The sequence below is a fragment of the Bacillus sp. TH17 genome (genome assembly GCF_016651125.1).
Taxonomy (GTDB): Bacteria; Bacillota; Bacilli; order Bacillales; family Bacillaceae_G; genus Bacillus_A; species Bacillus_A mycoides.
The window spans coordinates 1,638,907-1,656,415 of sequence record NZ_JAEKEN010000001.1; the positions used below are offsets into that span (position 1 = coordinate 1,638,907).

Here is a 17,509-nt window from a genome sequence, read left to right on the forward strand (position 1 = left end):
TATTCGTTTCAGACTCTTTGTATTTCTCTGGAAATTAAAGGTTTTTAAACTGGTGAGTTGAATTCCTGTATAGGGATAGTAGTTGTTAATACGAGGAGCGGAGAAAATGAAAAAGTAATAGATACACGTCATATATATAAGGGCTTATAAAAGGAGAATGAAAATGGAAATTCAGTTTAATACATTATTGCAAAAAGAATTAACAATTCATGATATTCAAAAGGAAATGGAAGCTGGGAAGTTAACTTCAAAAGAACTAGTCATGTATTATCTTCATAGAATCGCAAAGTATGACCAAGATGGACCGAAAATCAATTCTATTTTAGAAATCAATCCAGATGCTATCTTTATTGCAGAAGCGTTAGATTGTGAAAGAAAGACAAAAGGTGTAAGAGGTCCATTACATGGTATACCTGTTTTACTTAAGGATAATATTGAAACGAATGACTCGATGCATACAAGTGCTGGTACGATTGCCCTAGAACAAAATATAAGTAGTGAAGATGCATTTCTCGTTACAAAACTTCGAGAAGCAGGATCAATTATAATAGGTAAAACAAATATGACAGAACTAGCAAATGCAATGTCTTTTGAAATGTGGGCTGGATATAGCGCTAGAGGTGGTCAAACAATTAATCCTTACGGTACAGGAAAGGATGATATGTTCGTTGGTGGCTCAAGTACAGGGTCTGCTATAGCAGTTGCCGCTAACTTTACTGTATTATCCGTTGGAACAGAGACAGATGCTTCTATTTTGAGCCCAGCTGTTCAAAACTCTGTAGTAGGTATTAAACCGACAGTTGGTTTAATTAGCCGTAGAGGAATTATTCCGTTCACATATTCTCAAGATACAGCCGGTCCGTTTGCTAGAACGGTAACAGATGCTGCTATTTTACTAGGGAGTCTAACTGGGGTGGATGAAAAAGATGTAGCTACTCATAAAAGTGAAGGCATGGCATATCAAGATTATACATCTTATCTTGATGCTAATGGTTTAAAGGGAGCGAAGATTGGTGTTTATAGCAATGCTCCAAAAGATTATTACGAAAATGGTGAGTACGATGAAAAATTGTTTGAGGAAACGATCCAAGTATTACGTAGTGAGGGAGCGACAGTAGTAGAAGATATTGATATTCCGTCTTTTCATAGGGAATGGAGTTGGGGAGTTCCACTTTATGAGCTGAAACACAGCTTGGATAACTATCTTTCTAAATTACCTTCTACTATTCCAGTACATTCTATTTCGGAGTTAATGGAGTTTAATAAAAACATAGCAGAAAGAGCTTTGAAATATGGACAAACTAAGTTAGAAAGAAGAAAAGATTTTCCTAATACGTTAAGAAATCCAGAATATTTAAACGCAAGATTAGAAGATATATATTTTTCGCAAAAACAAGGTATTGATTTTGCGTTGGAAAAATATAATCTGGATGCGATACTGTTCCCTTCTTATATAGGATCTACTATATGTGCGAAAGCAGGTTATCCGTCTATAGCAATGCCTGCGGGATATATGGATAATGGGAGGCCTTTTGGAATTACTCTTGCAAGTGCTGCTTTTAGTGAAGGGGCATTAATTAAACTAGCATATGCTTTTGAACAAGCGACAAAACATAGGAAGATTCCCAACTTGTCATGAATAGAATAAACAAAGAGGACAGGAATTCCTGTCCTTTTTGTTTTAATGATTAAAGTGAAATATCTTTCTGCTCCGTCTTCTGATATTTTAATAAGTTAAAGGATAAACAAGCAGAACATAAAATAAGAAAAGCGGCGATAATATAAATAGTACGAACGCCGAACATATCAGTAATAATTCCAACGCTAAGCATAGAAAGACCAGAAGCTGTCGAGAGAAGTGCACCATGAGCTGTATACATCTTCGATAATAAAGAAGGAGTGACGCTTGATTGTAAAACCGTCGTTTGAGAAATATCTCTAATTTGATAACATGGCCCCATTAGAACACAAAGAAATAGAGCAATAAATCCGCTACTTGTCATACCATATAAAAATGTAAGAATACTAAACATAAGAGAGCCTATCGCCATGGAGCGTATTAAATTTTTTTGAATATATGTACTCATTTTCCACGCTAATATCCCACCAATTAATGTGCCGACGTAATAACTTGTGTTAATATATCCCCACCAATCTTCGCCTTTATGAAGAACAGTCGTTACATATGCCATCGTAATAGCACCGATCCATATCGTCCCTGCGAAAGTTTCAATTAAGTCCATAATTGTAACGATGCGCAGAGACGGGTGTTGAAATAACAGTTTCCATCCTTCTAATAATGCAGTAGTTTTCGAAGAAGTGGGTTCTGCTACTCGTTCAGCTTGTATAGATTGTAATGAAAGGTGTAATGTAATACATCCGAAAATCATCAATATGTTATTAATCATGAGTGTCGAAGTAACGCCAATGAGAAGAACAATTATGCTTGTAAATGAGTATGCAGCGGCTTGTATAATTTGTGTTGAAAAGGAAAAGACACTATTTACTTTTACTAATTTTTCTTGTGGTGTTAAGCGCGGGATAACGGCGTATAGTAGAGGAGCGCTCCAGCCACTACATAATGAAATGAAAATAACAAAAGTTAAAAGAGCAGAAATGTTTGTTGATAGTATAGGAAATAATATCATTAACAATATTAAAAGAGCTGTTTTAATCCATTGTAGAGTATATAGCAATGAATAAGATGGAAACCGATTCATTATAAGTGGTGCAGAGGTGTTCGCGATAAGATTTGTGATAACCTGTAATAATGGAAAAAGAGCAGTAATTGTAGCTGATCTAGTTGTGATATAGATGTGAGTTGTAATAATCATTATGTATACAATGTCAGCGAGAGTAATGCATATTTTGGAGCCCAAATAGTAAGTTAGTGAACGTTTAGGCAATAAGAATACCACCTTTCAAATCAATACTGCTTTTAATTTTAATTTTAATCATTATAATCTGTAAGTTATATTTTTGAAAGAATTAAATTTTTTGTCATTTTTTGAAAGGGATTTTCGTGTATAATGAAGAATATATTAATATAGCATTTTATTAATGCTTGTTGTAACAGCGAATACATATAATAGCTTGTAGCAAACGCCCCCTCTATGAGAAAGGGCGGATAAACCATTCTTTTCTTCATATACATATAGAAAATGAGAAAGAAAGTGAGGGTTGCATATGGCTGGATGGGTGATTTGGTTTATAATAGCGGGTATTTTATTTATTGCAGAAATGTTGTCGATTACGTTTTACATGCTTTGGCTTGGAATTGGAGCTGTTGTCGGAGGTCTTATTGCTTTGTTTGCTCCTGATGCACTATTTTTACAAGTTGTTGTTGGGGCAATTGTAAGTTTAACATTGACTTTCTTTACGAAAAGAATTTCTAAAAACTTTCGAGAAGCAAAAGGTTTTACTGATACAGTAGATAAACTTGTTGGTAAAAAGGGAATTGTTATGCAAACGATTACAAGCGAAGTGAACGGTATTGTGAAAGTGGATGGAGATACTTGGACAGCTATTGCGGATACTCCTATTGATGCTGGAGAAAAAGTCGTTGTTATACAGAGGCATAGTACTATTTTACAAGTGAAAAAGGAGAGTGAATAAATATGGCAGTAGCATTAACGTTAACGATTATTTTCGCATTGATTGTCGTTGTATTTATTGCATTGACAATTAAAATTATTTCTCAGCAAAAAGTTGGGGTCGTTGAAAGGTTTGGTAAATTTCAACGGATTATGCACCCAGGATTAAATATTCTAATCCCAATTGTAGACCGCGTTCGTGTATATCACGATTTGCGTATTCAACAAACGAATGTACCACCACAAAAGGTAATAACGAAAGATAATGTACAAGTAGAAATTGATACAATTATTTTCTATCAAATTGTTGAACCAGAGCTTGCGACATATGGTATTTCAAACTATGAATATGGTGTTCGTAATATTACATCTGCAACAATGCGTCAAATTATTGGTAAAATGGAGCTTGATGAAACATTATCAGGTCGTGAAAAAATTTCAACAGAAATTCGTTTAGCACTTGATGAAGCGACAGAAAAATGGGGCGTTCGTATTGAGCGTGTCGAAATAGTCGATATTAATCCACCAAAAGATGTGCAAGTATCAATGGAAAAACAAATGAAAGCAGAACGTAATAAACGTGCGATCATTTTAGAAGCTGAAGCAGCGAAACAAGATAAAGTCCTTCGGGCTGAAGGGGAAAAACAAAGTAAAATTTTAATGGCTGAAGGGGATAAAGAAGCGCGTATTCGAGAAGCTGAAGGTTTAAAAGAAGCAAAAGAATTAGAAGCGCAAGGGGAAGCAAGAGCGATTGAGGAAATCGCAAAAGCAGAACAAAACCGAATTGAATTACTTCGCGCAGCAGATTTAGATGAACGCGTACTTGCTTATAAATCGTTTGAATCATTAATTGAGGTTGCAAAAGGACCAGCGAATAAAGTCTTTATTCCGTCTAATGCAATTGAAACACTTGGTACTCTTGGTGCAATTGGGGAAATCTTCAAAGAAAAACAAGCGAAGAAATTACCTTCGTCAGATACAGAAAAAGAATAATAAGAGTGAGAAAGAGAAATGGGATGCCATTTCTCTTTTTTTTTTTGCGTATATTACGAAAAGCTTGTACATATCCATGTATAAAGAAGGTGATACAGTGAAGAAGTATGCAACCCGTATACATGGGAAGAAACTAATCTCGTTACTCTTTCTATATGCACTAGTCATAATTATTATTGCGTCGATTTTGACGTCGCTTTTACATACAATGAAATCGAATTACGTGAATCAATGGTTTGGAAAAGTATCGATGCAAGGTTTTGTTCAAATGATAGAAAGTGAGAATCGCTATTACGGATTTGATTATTTTAAGCAGAATAAAAGGGAGTCATTTGGAAATTTAATGTTCTCGATTGCGACGGATTTGAAAATTAAAGATTTAAGAACGTTTGTCGGTAAAGAAGTGCCTGGTATGTCAAAGTATTACTCTAACATTATCGTAGCTGGGGAAGGGACAAACTTTACGAATATCCCAAATGAATCTAGTGTACCGATTGAAGAAGTAACGAAAGAGCGAGAAGTAGCAAAAGATAAAGTTACAGAAGCTGAAAAGAATAATCCGGTTCAGAAAAAGAACGGAGCGAAAAAAGGTGAAAGTGCAGTATATATTTATCATACACATAGCTGGGAATCTTTCTTTCCGTTATTACCAGGGGCTACCGATCCATCAAGTCCAGATGTAAATGTGTCCTTACTAGGGAAACGTATGAAAGAACAACTTGAAGGACAAGGAATTCCAGTAGTTCATGATAAAACGAATATGGGGGATTTATTAGCGAGTAAAAAATGGAAATGGCCGCAATCATATAAAGCGTCTCATGAATATGTAAAAGAAACATTAGCACAAAATAATAAAATTGCGTTTCCGATTGATATACACCGTGATGATCAGCGGAAGAAGGTAACAACAAAAGTAATTAACGGGAAATCGTATGCAAGATTATATTTTATAATTGGGATGGAAAATGAAGGGCGTGCTGAAAATGAAAAAATTGCAAGAGCAATCAATAGTTATTTAGATGAAAACTATTACGGATTAAGCAGAGGGATCTTTCCAAAGTATAAAAAAGATGGAAATGGCGTTTATAATCAAGATTTATCTAAAAATGCGATGTTAATTGAAGTTGGTGGTGTGGATAATACGCTAGACGAACTATATAATACTATTGATGTGTTAACGGAAGCGTTTAGTAAATATTATTGGAATGATGCAGAGAAAGTGAATGGATGAGGGGCGGGAAACCGTTCCTTTTTTGTTATATAAAGTTAAGAATGTGATATAATGGAGTTTTGTGAATATTAAACAAGGGAGCGGAAGAAACATGCAAATACTACTAATACGTCACGGTGAATCAGAAGCAGATATTTTAAATGTACATGAAGGTCGAGCTGACTTTGAATTAACAGAAAAGGGAAGACAGCAAGTACAAAGACTTGTACAGAAAGTGAAAGCAGATTTCTCGCCAGATTTCATTTGGGCAAGCACATTAAAACGTGCTCGCGAAACTGGTGAAACATTAGCAGAAGGAATTGGGTGCCCAATTCAACTAGAAGAAGAATTAATGGAGTTTAATAATGGGGTACAAGCAGGGTTATCATTTGAAGAAGCGAAAAAATATCCAGAGCCAAAATTTCTTCATGATCGTTTTGAAAACGGGGAATCATTTATTGAATTTAGAATGAGAATAGAAGGGGTTTTTTCTAAAATCGTGACAGAGAATACATATGACCGAATTGCAATTGTTGCACATGGTGGTGTAATGAATAGTATATTACGTGCATTTTTCAAAATGCCAATCTCAATGGACTATTACTTTAAAATAGGAGATACGGGAATAAGCTTAATTGAAATTGATGGTGAACAAAAAACAGTACATTTCATTAATGATACGAATCATTTGGACGGGATGTAAAGACCTATGTACAAAGTAGTGTTTTTTGATGTTGATGGTACTCTTTTAAGTGAGATTGACAGAAGTATGCACGAAAGTACAAAAGAAGCGATACAAAGATTAATAGATAAAGGAATACAAGTAGTTGTTACAACAGGGAGACCATATAGCTTATGCTCACAATTTGAGGAACTAGGCATAAATACGTTTATTTCTGCAAATGGTGCACATATAAAATGTGCTGATGAAGTTATACATAAATCGGTACTTTCAAGAGGAATTGTTCATGATATTTCAAATTTCGCTGAATTACATGGTCACAGTGTTTCTTATTTTACAGAGGAATTTGTAATGAATGGTATTGCCTCAAAAGACGAACGTGTAATACGAGCATTAAATGAAACGTTAAATTTAGAGCGGTATCCTGACAAAGTTAGAAACTTATCAGAAGAGATTTATTGTGTATGTCTGTATGCTGATGAAACAGAAGCTCAAAAATTCTTTGAAAGATATCCAGCATTTACGTTTGAACGTTTTCATGGTTACGTTATGAATGTGTTGGAAGATAGTAAAGTATCGAAGCTAACTGCAATTCAAAAGGTATTGGAACATCTGGAAATTTGTAAATCAGAAGCAATTGCTTTTGGTGACGGTGGAAATGATGTTGAGATGTTGCAATATGTAGGATTAGGAATTGCGATGGGGAATGGCGGAGAAGAGTTAAAAACAAGAGCAGATTTCGTTACAAAGAAGGCGAGTGAAGGTGGTATTTTATTTGCCTTAAAAAAGTTTAATGTCGTCTAACATACCTTTATTGAAATAAAGATATGTTAGGATCTTTAATGTGCTCACATAATAAAATATGAATTTGCCCGCGATGATGATAAAAATGTGCAACGATTTCAAGCAACCATTCGAATCGAGAGTAAGAAATACCCCAATAAGCAGTCATAATTTCCGCTAATTCTTCATTGGAATAGGATAAAAAAGTTTTAGAAAGTAAATCGTACCCTTGTATCATCGTTTGCTGTATTTGAGTAATTGTTTCTGGTGTTTGTTCTATATAAAAGGTATGTAAGTCTTTTTCCGTAATACCATTTAATATGAGTAAATCAGCGTGGCAAATAAGGGAAAGATGTGTACACATTTCAAATAATGCCCGCTTTGATTCAATCGGCTTTATTTTCAAATCACTTTCAGTATATTGGTTCAGTATTTGAATGGAAGTATCGATAGCAATTTTAACTTGATTCAATGCAGATGGAACAAACATTGTAATTATTCTCACCTCCGTATATAATAGTTTCTTAAGGGTATTATATCATACTCAAAATTCCGAAAATTCTAGTAGTTTGACTAGCATAGTGAAAAGTATTATATTGTAAAAGGTCATATGAAACGTGAAATAGAATGGAATGTAATTATTGAGTTAGGAGTTAGACCAATGAGCTTGAAATATGGAAGAGATACAATTGTTGAAGTTGACTTAAATGCGGTAAAACATAATGTAAAAGAATTTAAAAAACGTGTGAATGATGAAAATATTGCAATGATGGCTGCTGTAAAAGCGAATGGGTATGGTCATGGGGCAGTTGAAGTTGCGAAATCGGCTATTGAAGCAGGAATAAACCAACTTGCAGTTGCATTTGTAGATGAAGCAATTGAATTAAGAGAAGCTGGAATTACTGTACCTATTTTAATTTTAGGATATACACCAGTAGCAGCTGTAGAAGATGTAATTCAATATGACGTTATGATGACTGTTTATAGAGTAGAAGATTTACAAGGTATAGATGAAGTTGCAAACCATCTTCAAAAGAAAGTGCGAATTCATGTGAAAATTGATACAGGAATGAGCCGTATTGGTTTACAGGAAGAAGAAGTTAAACCGTTTTTTGAAGAGTTAAAACGTATGCGATATGTAGAAGTAGTAGGGATGTTTACACATTACTCTACCGCTGATGAAATAGATAAAACTTATACAAATATGCAAACAAGTTTGTTTGAGAAAGCTGTAAATACAGCGGAAGAATTAGGAATTCATTTTCCATATATTCATAGTTCAAACAGTGCAGGGTCAATGGAACTTAGTAACACATTTCAAAATATGGTTCGTGTCGGTATTGGAATTTACGGTATGTATCCTTCAAGAGAAGTGGATCATACAGTTGCTTCCTTACAGCCAGCGTTGTCTTTAAAATCAAAAGTAGCTCATGTTAAACATGCGAAGAAAAATCGTGGTGTTAGCTATGGGAATACTTATGTAACAACGGGCGAAGAATGGATTGCAACTGTACCGATTGGTTATGCTGATGGTTATAATCGTCAGCTATCTAATAAAGGGCATGCACTAATAAACGGAGTACGAGTACCTGTAATTGGCCGTGTTTGTATGGATCAGCTTATGCTAGATGTTACAAATGCAATGCCAGTACAAGTAGGAGACGAAGTTGTATTCTACGGCAAACAAGATGAAGAAGAGATTGCGGTAGAAGAAATAGCAGATATGCTAGGTACAATTAACTATGAAGTTACATGTATGTTGGACAGAAGAATTCCACGTGTCTATAAAGAAAATGATGAAACGACTGCAATTGTAAATATATTAAGAAAAAACTGAATCGATATGATTCAGTTTTTTTATTTTTGACAAATGAAAAATGTTCTATTTGCACCATGTAGTTGAATGTTTTTAAATCCTACAGATTCCAACGAAGAAATTATTTCTTCATTGGAGTAACAAGCTTCCTCAAAAGAAAAGTCACTTCTTTTCCAATTATCATTTATGTCATGTTTAAATAGAATGAAATTCATCTCTGCTCTGTGACTTTCATTATCATAAGTGGAATCGATGGTACAAACATATTCGCGTTCTGAAATATGAAAGGAAGCACTCCAATTTTCAAAAAAGCCTTTTTCCATATTCATATCAAATGCGAATGAGCCGCCATCATATAACGCAGAGTAAACGTTGTGAAAAGTATTTTTTAGTTCATCTAATTTCATAATGTGGTTTAAGCTATCGCCGGCTGAGATGACATAGTGGAATTGCTCATCTACTTTGAAATAGCGCGCATCATCAACAATGAAGGTTGCTTCTGATGCATTTTTACGTGCATGTGCAATCATTTGAGCTGAACCATCTATACCAGTTACAATGAAATTGTTATCGATTAATATTTTAGAAAGATGACCGGTTCCGCAGCAAAGATCTAATATGCGGGAGTGGGAACTGGCGTATTGTAAAATAAATTTATGATAGGCTGGATAGGAGTGTTCTGCAAAATGTCCCCAATGTTTATTATAAATGTCTGCAAAAATATCATAATCAGAATAAATTAGTTTTTTAGACATATGTATTCTGCTCAAAATTCATTAAATTATAATAGTCATGCTTCTTTTTAATTTCAAAACCACATTGTGTATATAGTTTTAAAGCATTATTATTTTTCGTTTCGACGTCTAGTTCAATTGTTGAAACTCCTTCTGTAATAAGTGTATGTACCATATAACTAAGAATATCTTTACCATATCCTTTACCTTGATAAGAAGGATGAACTGCAAATCCTGATAGTGTAGTAGATTGCTCTTGCTCAGTAACTGTAATCGTTCCAATTGCTTTTTCATTAATAAGAGCAATGTAAACTTGATGAGAAGGTGAATTCATCATTTTCTGTAACCATGTAGCGGTATTTTCTACTGAATCTCCAAAGGCTTTACTTGAAATTTCAATAAGATTAAGAAGTGATTCTGAAGATGCAAGAGTGAGCTGTATAGTATTCTTTGTTGTTTTTTGCACTTCTTTTGCTTTGAACTCCATACTATATTCACTATATAAATAAGGTAACTTCATTTGTTTTGTAAATTCTTTCCCAGAAACAGAATCCCCATTCATAATCAGAAGAGCTTCATCGGTCTCCCTTATTCGTATTTCTTTCATTGCGGTTTGTAAAAGAGTAGTGCCTATATGTTGTTTCCTATAGTTCGGATGAACAAACCCTATTAACTCCAGTTTTGTCGGTCTTTCAAAGTCATACATACTTAATGCACCGATTAATTGAGTATCATCATAAAATAGAAAATCATTTATCACATCTTTATTACGAGCAGTTAAAAAGTTGACATGTAACTCTGACGAGTAATCAATTTTATCGTGTTGCCCGCAAATATGAGCTAAACCTTTCATTTGCTGAATTTCGTTTGCTGTTAAAGATTTCTTTTGTTCAATATTCATTTCATAATCCCTCTCATTCGTATTTAAAAATAGGATGGATGACTTAGCCACTTGTCTAACTCTACACTGCCCTGAACAGATAATAACCGGTACAAATATCGATAGGGATGTCTACATTCTTCAAGACGAGGAATGGGCATAATGGTTTCGTAACCTTGTTTAAAAGCATGAGCCTCTTTTTCTGTAAGTACATATTCTAATCCAATAAAATCAAACTCTCGTGGAGAAATTGCATAAGCCTCTGTATCTACTAAAACAGTAATAGATTCTCCATCTGATAAAAACTGAGTAGGATCCATATCAATTAAAACAAGTGTAGATTCCTTCGGTGACGGCAAGGAAGAGAGCTGTGACTCAAAAGTATGAAATGCGTTTTGGATGCTCGCGTTATCGGAATAGAACTTATTTACAAGATCTTTACTGACTTTTAATATGTGAGACTTAAATTCTTCTAGTGGAATGTGGAAAGTATTTGATGGGTTTCCTATAAACTCTGCTTGAAACGAATGAATTTCTGCTAGTCCTTTTCCAAGGCTGAATAAAATAGAATCAGGTTGTCCGATAAATGATTGCAGCGTATTTCCGGTTAGTTTTTCGACGATTACATACTCTCGCTCATTTAAAACATGTTTTTGCAAAATAGTCGGGATGGGTAAGGTAGTATGCTTTTTCAATAATGCGTGTATTGTTTCTAAATGATGTACATGCCTTGGATCAATTCCAAAAAGATTTTTACATCCCCACCAAAAATCATTGTTGGGCTCTTCAGTCATTTTTGAAGAGCGAACAATAACTTCTTCAGCTTCTGTTTTAACAAGAAACACGTCGCTTGCATGGTCTTCATAGCCTGGATGCAAAGCTTGAGCGGATAAAATAGGTGAAGTAAACAATTGTTGTAGCATGAAAGGACTCCTTATTCTGTAAATTCTATAAATTCATTATATAACAGAATATGTACCAAGTGGATAATGATGGTGACAACATAGAACTTAAATAAATTTATGGTGAGAAATCAGTGTGAAAATTATATTTTTCTAGTTTTGTATGAATTATCAAAATAATGTTTCTGATGATAAATCTGAAAAATGCCTGAATGTAAATCCCGTATTTTTCAATAAATGAAAGGTTAAGTCTACTTTTATAAGAGTTATAATGTAGGTTATGAAAAATATTTCTCAATAATAAAATGAAGAGAAAAATATGAAGAAGTAGAATAGATTACTTAATAGTTTTAAATTAATTAATATGATTAACTATTGATTATATTAGATAGGAGAGAATATTATGGCAAATGTACTCGTAATAAATTTCCCTGGAGAAGGTCATATAAATCCGACTTTAGCTATTGTAAGTGAGTTAATTCGGCGAGGGGAAACAGTTGTTTCGTATTGTATTGAAGATTATAGAAAGAAGATTGAAGCAACAGGTGCAGAATTCCGAGTGTTTGAGAATTTCCTCTCTCAAATTAATATTATGGAACGAGTAAATGAAGGTGGGAGTCCTTTGACGATGCTATCTCATATGATTGAAGCATCAGAGCGTATTGTTACTCAAATTGTAGAAGAAACAAAAGGGGAAAAGTACGATTACTTGATATACGATAATCATTTTCCAGTAGGACGTATTATAGCGAATGTTTTAAAATTACCTAGCGTTTCTTCTTGTACAACGTTTGCTTTTAATCAGTACATTACTTTTAATGATGAACAAGAATCGAGACAAGTAGATGAAACTAATCCATTATATCAATCTTGTTTAGCGGGAATGGAAAAATGGAATAGGCAGTATGGAATGAAATGTATTAATATGTATGATATTATGAATCATCCTGGTGATATTACTATTGTATATACTTCAAAGGAATATCAGCCGCGTTCAGATGTATTCGATGAATCGTATAAGTTTGTCGGTCCATCAATTGCTACTCGAAAAGAAGTAGATAGCTTTCCTATGGAAGATTTAAAAGATAAACAATTGATTTTCATTTCTATGGGAACAGTTTTTAATGAACAACCTGAGTTATATGAAAAATGTTTTGAAGCGTTTAAAGATGTAGAAGCGACAGTCGTATTAGTTGTTGGTAAGAAGATAAATATAAGTCAATTTGAAAACATTCCGAATAACTTTAAGTTGTATAATTATGTGCCGCAATTAGAAGTATTACAGTACGCTGATGTATTCGTGACACACGGTGGTATGAATAGTTCGAGTGAAGCACTATATTACGGTGTCCCGTTAGTTGTAATTCCGGTAACAGGAGATCAGCCTTTAGTTGCGAAACGAGTGAGTGAAGTAGGAGCTGGAATAAGGCTTAATCGTAAAGAATTAACTTCTGAATTGTTACGTGAGACTGTAAAGAAAGTAATGTATGATGTAACGTTTAAGGAAAATAGTCGTAAAGTTGGAGAGTCACTTCGAAATGCTGGTGGGTATAATAGAGCAGTTGATGAAATATTTAAAATGAAAGTGAATTCATATTTAAAACTTAAATAAATGATTGGAGCACACTTACTGAAATACGTAAGTGTGTTTTTATAAATAAATCACATGAAAAATCACTATAAAGGTGAAACTTTTGTGTATATAAACTGATATCTTTGAATTAGTAGTAAAATTACGTTAAAATAATACTAAGAAAATATATATGTTTTGGGGGTAATGAATGAAAAGAGTATTTGAATACGTATTATTAACAATTGGATCGATTATTGTAGCGGGTTCATTAGAGCTTATTTTAGCACCTAATGGATTAGTAGATGGCGGGGTAACGGCCATTGCTATTATGGCAAATAAAGTTGCTGGATTACCGCTTTATGGAGTATTTTTAGGACTTAATATCCCAATTTTACTATTTACTGCAAAAGTAATGGGTAAGAAGTTCTTTATCCGTACGTCTTATGCAAATGTTGTTACAACACTTGGATTGATTTATTTAAAGCCATTTCCAGCAATTACAACTTCGGAATTATTAATTGTACTTTACGGAGGAGTTCTATTTGGAGTTGGTGTTGGGATCGTTGTAAAAATGGGTGGGGCAATTGATGGATCAGAAATGTTAGCTGTTTGGATGAACAAACACTTTAAAGTACCAATTAGCACATTTTTACTTGCTGTTAATGCAGTTATTTTCATTTTTGTTGCCATTTTATTTTCAATTGAACAAGCGATGTTCTCATTAGCTATTTTCTATATTGTTACGAAAATGATTGATTTCATATTAGATGGTATTAATCAAGGAAAGAGCGTTATGATTATTTCTGGGAAAAATAAAGAAATAGGCGATTTGCTTATGAAAGAATTGCAATTATCCGTTACGTATCTACATGGAGAAGGTGGTTTTTTAGGAGAGCACAAGAAAATCATTTATTGTATTACAAACCGTTTCATTTATCCAAAAATGAAAGATCTCGTTCTCTCTGTAGATCCAACCGCTATAATTGAAGCTTCTTATTCAACAGAAACAACTGGTGTTAAGCGTCCAGGAAGGACTGCTCGATCAGGAGACGTATCAGAAAAATAGTGTGTAAAATAACTCCACATAAGTATAACTTATGTGGAGTTATTTTACTTAGGGAACCAGGCTTCCTTTAGTAATTTGACTACAATTTCGATACTATCTTCGGGAATGCTGCCGAAACCGAGTAGTACATATGACGCCTCGCTTAAATTATGTACAGAATCATATGTAGAGAGTGGGTATAATTTGATTTGTTGGTTTGCAGCAGTATGAATCAGTTCTTGTTCGTTCATACCATTATGAACATGAAGTACGATATGAAGCCCTGATTGTTCACCGAGTATATGAACGTTATTGCCCATTTCATTTGTAATAGATTTAACTAAAGAAATATGTTTTCTTTTATATAACGTACGACTTCGATTAATATGGCGTTCCCAATCCCCATTTTGAATAAAAGTTGCAAAGGCAAGTTGCTGCAGGGTAGAAACAGTTTGTTTAAACATGCCCCCAAGCGCTTTATAGATTTTTAAAAGATGAGGTGGTAAAACGATATACCCCATTCGCAAAGAAGGTAAAAAGGATTTCGAGAAAGTTCCCATATAAATAACGCGCTCATTTGAATCTAGTCCTTGTAAAGAGGGAATAGGTTTTCCTACATAACGAAATTCCCCGTCATAATCATCTTCAATAATATATCCTTCGCAATCATTGGCCCATCTTAATAATTCGAGCCTTCTAGATAATGGCATAATCATTCCAAGAGGAAATTGGTGAGATGGAGTGACGTATGCTACATTAGCACTTGATTCACGTAAAGCTGAAATATGAAGCCCTTTATCATCTAGAGGTATAGGGTGAACAGGAAGAGCAGAGCTTTGAATCATAGCAGTTATACGGTGAAATCCAGGGTTTTCGATTCCATATTCTTTTTTTGAACCAAGCAGTTGAAGTAGTAGCCAAAGAAGAGGCTGCGTACCGGCTCCAATAATAATTTGATCAGGTGAAGAATGTACCCCGCGGGCATGGTATAAATATTTTGAAATATGCTCTCGTAAAACGAACTCACCTTGAGGATCTTCTCTAGCAAATAATTCATTTTCATACTGGAATAAAGTTTCTTGTAATGCTCTTTTCCAGTTTGTAATTGGAAAAGCTTTTTGATCAATAAGGCCTTGGCTACAATCATAGTCATATTGTTCATTTTTAGTATTGTTAGCGCTGTTTGACGCAACGTGTTGTTTATTTTGAATGACATCAATATCAACTTCTGCAACAAAAATCCCGCGCTTCGGTTTACTTTCTACATAACCTTCAGCTAGTAATTGTTGATAAGCAGATTCAACAGTAATACGGCTAACATTAAGTTGTATCGCTAAATTTCTGTGAGAAGGAAGGCGTGTACCGGCAGGCAGTGATCCCTGAGAGATTTCTCGTTTCATATATTCGTAAATTTGTAAATAAATTGGTGTTTTACTTTCTAATTGTAATGGGATAGTAAGATCCATTTTAAGAATTCTCCTTTAAAAACTGGCCATATAAAAAATAATCGAACTGTCACTTAAGTTAAGGGCAGTTACTTTTTATAATGATGATACAACATTTAGAAAATTTAATAAATAGAAAGAGGAGAATCAAAATGAATATTAGAGAAATAGTAACAGAAGCTGATTTACATGATGTATTCCCTGTATTACAGCAATTACGAACAAAAATTTCAAGAGAAGAAGCAAGTTCTTTATTTCAAAAAATGAAAAAAGAAAATTATAAACTACTCTCGTTACAGAATGAAGATGACGAAGTTGTTAGTCTAGCTGGTGTAGCGATTTGTACGAATTTTTATAATGAGAAACATGTTTTCGTATATGATCTTGTAACTGCAGAAGCTCACAGATCAAAAGGATATGGTAAGGTTCTGCTGTCATATGTAGAAAAATGGGGGAAGAAAAAGGGTGCAGTTCTATCGTTCTTACATCAGCGTTTCCAAGAGTTGATGCCCATCGTTTTTATGAAAGAGAAGGCTATGATAAGGTAAGTTATTCTTTTTATAAAGAATTATAATAGTAAGGGGGTTCTATGTGTGAGAACATATGGAACCCCTTTTAATTTAGAATTGAAGAATGAGGAGGGTTAATTACTTATTTTGTCGAGTAGTCTCTTTATAATTGAGACGATAATATGGAATTAAAAGAAGGTTAGGGGAGTTCATACTTGGAAAAAATTCAGAAACTATTAATCCCAAAAGGTGTAAGAGTTATCGTAATATCTGATATTCATGGCGAATTAAATCTTTTAAAGGAATTATTACATAAAGTTAATTTTAAAGATGATGATTATTTAATTATAAATGGTGACCTTTGTGAGAAGGGGAACGATAGCATTGGCGTCGTAAACTATGTGATGGATTTAGTAGTTAGCAAGCCAAATGTTTATGTAGTTGAAGGGAATTGTGAAGTTGTAGTTGAAGCGCTTGTAAATGAAAATCCTGCGCTAATAAATTATTTATGTACGCGAAAAAATACAATTTTTAATGAATGGCTAGGGAAATTGAACATTACAGTTAATGAAGAAAGTGATATTCGTGAAGTGAAAAACATATTGATGAGCCATTTTTCAAAAGAAATAAAGTGGCTAACAGAATTGCCGACAGCGATTGAAACAGAAGATTATATCTTTGTACATGCTGGTCTTGAAGATAGAGAGAATTGGAGACAAACAGACAGGAAAAATGCAATTGCAATGCCGGAGTTTTTTAATAAGTCACATAGAGCGGATAAGTACGTAATTGTTGGACATTGGCCTGTTGTGAACTATTCCGAGGAGGCGCCGTCTAACAATCCAGTTATTGATAAGGAGAAAAAAATTATTGCGATTGATGGTGGTAATGCGATTAAAGAAGCAGGGCAATTAAATGCATTTATTATTCAGAGGACAACTTCAGGTGATACGTTTTCTTATACATATGTAGATCATTTTCCGCAGTATGAAGTATTGGCCGATTTTAATGCGAATTCAGTAATGCAGGGCGGGGTTACATATCCGCATTATTATATAGAGCCTGTGGAGAGAATGAAAGGTTTTACCGTATGTAAACAACTAGGAACAAATGAATTACTTCATGTGAAAAACGAGTATATAAAGCAACTTGAATCAGGTGAGTATACAGTGAAAACGGATATTTCTTGTGCACAATTAAGCGTTAGAAACGGGGATGTTGTTTCTCTCATTGATGGTAGTTGTGTCGGATCTGATTTAATTAAAAAAGATGGTGTAGAAGGCTGGATAGAGAAAGGAATTCTACTTGAGATAGAAAAGAAGAGGAATACAATATTTAGCTAAA

Annotated in this window: 16 protein-coding genes and 1 pseudogene; 11 read left to right on the forward strand and 6 right to left on the reverse strand. The window is 34.1% G+C overall.

Going from position 1 to position 17,509, the window contains the following annotated elements:
* Positions 1-163 precede the first annotated feature (163 nt).
* Entirely contained in the window at positions 164-1,639 is a 1,476-nt protein-coding gene (locus tag JFT95_RS08345) for an amidase family protein (protein ID WP_201051949.1), read from the forward strand.
* Between the two features lie 49 nt (positions 1,640-1,688).
* Here JFT95_RS08345 and JFT95_RS08350 read toward each other — a convergent pair whose 3' ends face one another.
* A complete protein-coding gene (locus tag JFT95_RS08350) occupies positions 1,689-2,906 on the reverse strand; it encodes an MFS transporter (protein WP_002168568.1) in 1,218 nt (405 codons plus the stop codon).
* Positions 2,907-3,186: 280 nt separating this feature from the next.
* Between JFT95_RS08350 and JFT95_RS08355 the strand changes: the two genes are divergently transcribed.
* The 5 genes from JFT95_RS08355 (at position 3,187) to JFT95_RS08375 (ending at position 7,282) form a co-directional block, all read left to right on the forward strand.
* The gene (locus JFT95_RS08355; protein ID WP_002031530.1) at positions 3,187-3,615 is read left to right on the forward strand and encodes an NfeD family protein; all 429 of its coding nucleotides are present in this window, start codon (positions 3,187-3,189) and stop codon (positions 3,613-3,615) included.
* A gap of 2 nt (positions 3,616-3,617) precedes the next feature.
* Positions 3,618-4,586, forward strand: a complete 969-nt coding sequence (locus JFT95_RS08360) for an SPFH domain-containing protein (RefSeq protein ID WP_002031527.1) — start codon at positions 3,618-3,620, stop codon at positions 4,584-4,586.
* A gap of 76 nt (positions 4,587-4,662) precedes the next feature.
* Positions 4,663-5,817: a stage II sporulation protein P gene (gene spoIIP / locus JFT95_RS08365; protein ID WP_033716336.1), complete on the forward strand. Its 1,155-nt coding sequence runs from the start codon at positions 4,663-4,665 to the stop codon at positions 5,815-5,817.
* A 91-nt stretch (positions 5,818-5,908) separates the two neighbouring features.
* A complete protein-coding gene (locus JFT95_RS08370) occupies positions 5,909-6,499 on the forward strand; it encodes a histidine phosphatase family protein (RefSeq protein ID WP_201051951.1) in 591 nt (196 codons plus the stop codon).
* A gap of 6 nt (positions 6,500-6,505) precedes the next feature.
* Positions 6,506-7,282 carry a Cof-type HAD-IIB family hydrolase gene (locus tag JFT95_RS08375; protein WP_201051953.1) on the forward strand — a complete coding sequence of 259 codons (777 nt, stop codon included), beginning with the start codon at positions 6,506-6,508 and terminating at the stop codon, positions 7,280-7,282.
* Positions 7,283-7,289: 7 nt separating this feature from the next.
* Here the strand turns inward: JFT95_RS08375 and JFT95_RS08380 are convergent, their stop codons facing one another.
* Entirely contained in the window at positions 7,290-7,751 is a 462-nt protein-coding gene (locus JFT95_RS08380) for a DinB family protein (protein WP_201051955.1), read from the reverse strand.
* A gap of 171 nt (positions 7,752-7,922) precedes the next feature.
* Between JFT95_RS08380 and alr the strand changes: the two genes are divergently transcribed.
* Positions 7,923-9,098: an alanine racemase gene (alr, locus tag JFT95_RS08385; RefSeq protein WP_002141421.1), complete on the forward strand. Its 1,176-nt coding sequence runs from the start codon at positions 7,923-7,925 to the stop codon at positions 9,096-9,098.
* Positions 9,099-9,118: 20 nt separating this feature from the next.
* On the opposite strand, the gene JFT95_RS08390 is transcribed toward alr, so the two are convergent.
* From JFT95_RS08390 to JFT95_RS08400, 3 genes are read right to left on the reverse strand one after another with little or no spacing between them, the layout of a single operon-like run.
* On the reverse strand, positions 9,119-9,832 hold the full coding sequence (locus JFT95_RS08390) for a class I SAM-dependent methyltransferase (protein ID WP_201051958.1): 714 nt from the start codon (positions 9,830-9,832) through the stop codon (positions 9,119-9,121).
* Positions 9,825-10,712, reverse strand: coding sequence for a GNAT family N-acetyltransferase (locus JFT95_RS08395; RefSeq protein ID WP_201051960.1), 888 nt, complete (start codon positions 10,710-10,712; stop codon positions 9,825-9,827). Before JFT95_RS08395 ends, JFT95_RS08390 begins: the two co-directional genes overlap by 8 nt.
* A 23-nt stretch (positions 10,713-10,735) precedes the next feature.
* Positions 10,736-11,614, reverse strand: coding sequence for an aminoglycoside phosphotransferase family protein (locus JFT95_RS08400; RefSeq protein ID WP_201051962.1), 879 nt, complete (start codon positions 11,612-11,614; stop codon positions 10,736-10,738).
* A gap of 382 nt (positions 11,615-11,996) precedes the next feature.
* Here JFT95_RS08400 and JFT95_RS08405 point away from each other — a divergent pair, with 382 nt between their 5' ends.
* Both JFT95_RS08405 and JFT95_RS08410 read left to right on the forward strand, forming a co-directional pair.
* Complete coding sequence (locus tag JFT95_RS08405; protein ID WP_002141425.1) at positions 11,997-13,205, forward strand: macrolide family glycosyltransferase; 1,209 nt, start codon at positions 11,997-11,999, stop codon at positions 13,203-13,205.
* 169 nt (positions 13,206-13,374) lie between these two features.
* On the forward strand, positions 13,375-14,232 hold the full coding sequence (locus JFT95_RS08410) for a YitT family protein (protein WP_002012482.1): 858 nt from the start codon (positions 13,375-13,377) through the stop codon (positions 14,230-14,232).
* A gap of 44 nt (positions 14,233-14,276) precedes the next feature.
* Here the strand turns inward: JFT95_RS08410 and pdxR are convergent, their stop codons facing one another.
* The gene (gene pdxR / locus JFT95_RS08415; protein ID WP_201051964.1) at positions 14,277-15,677 is read right to left on the reverse strand and encodes a MocR-like pyridoxine biosynthesis transcription factor PdxR; all 1,401 of its coding nucleotides are present in this window, start codon (positions 15,675-15,677) and stop codon (positions 14,277-14,279) included.
* A 131-nt stretch (positions 15,678-15,808) separates the two neighbouring features.
* On the opposite strand from pdxR, the pseudogene JFT95_RS08420 reads away from it, so the two are divergent.
* Together JFT95_RS08420 and JFT95_RS08425 are read left to right on the forward strand one after the other, a co-directional pair.
* A pseudogene (locus JFT95_RS08420) lies at positions 15,809-16,230 on the forward strand (GNAT family N-acetyltransferase).
* Between the two features lie 150 nt (positions 16,231-16,380).
* The gene (locus JFT95_RS08425) at positions 16,381-17,508 is read left to right on the forward strand and encodes a metallophosphoesterase (RefSeq protein ID WP_201051966.1); all 1,128 of its coding nucleotides are present in this window, start codon (positions 16,381-16,383) and stop codon (positions 17,506-17,508) included.
* Position 17,509: the final 1 nt, after the last annotated feature.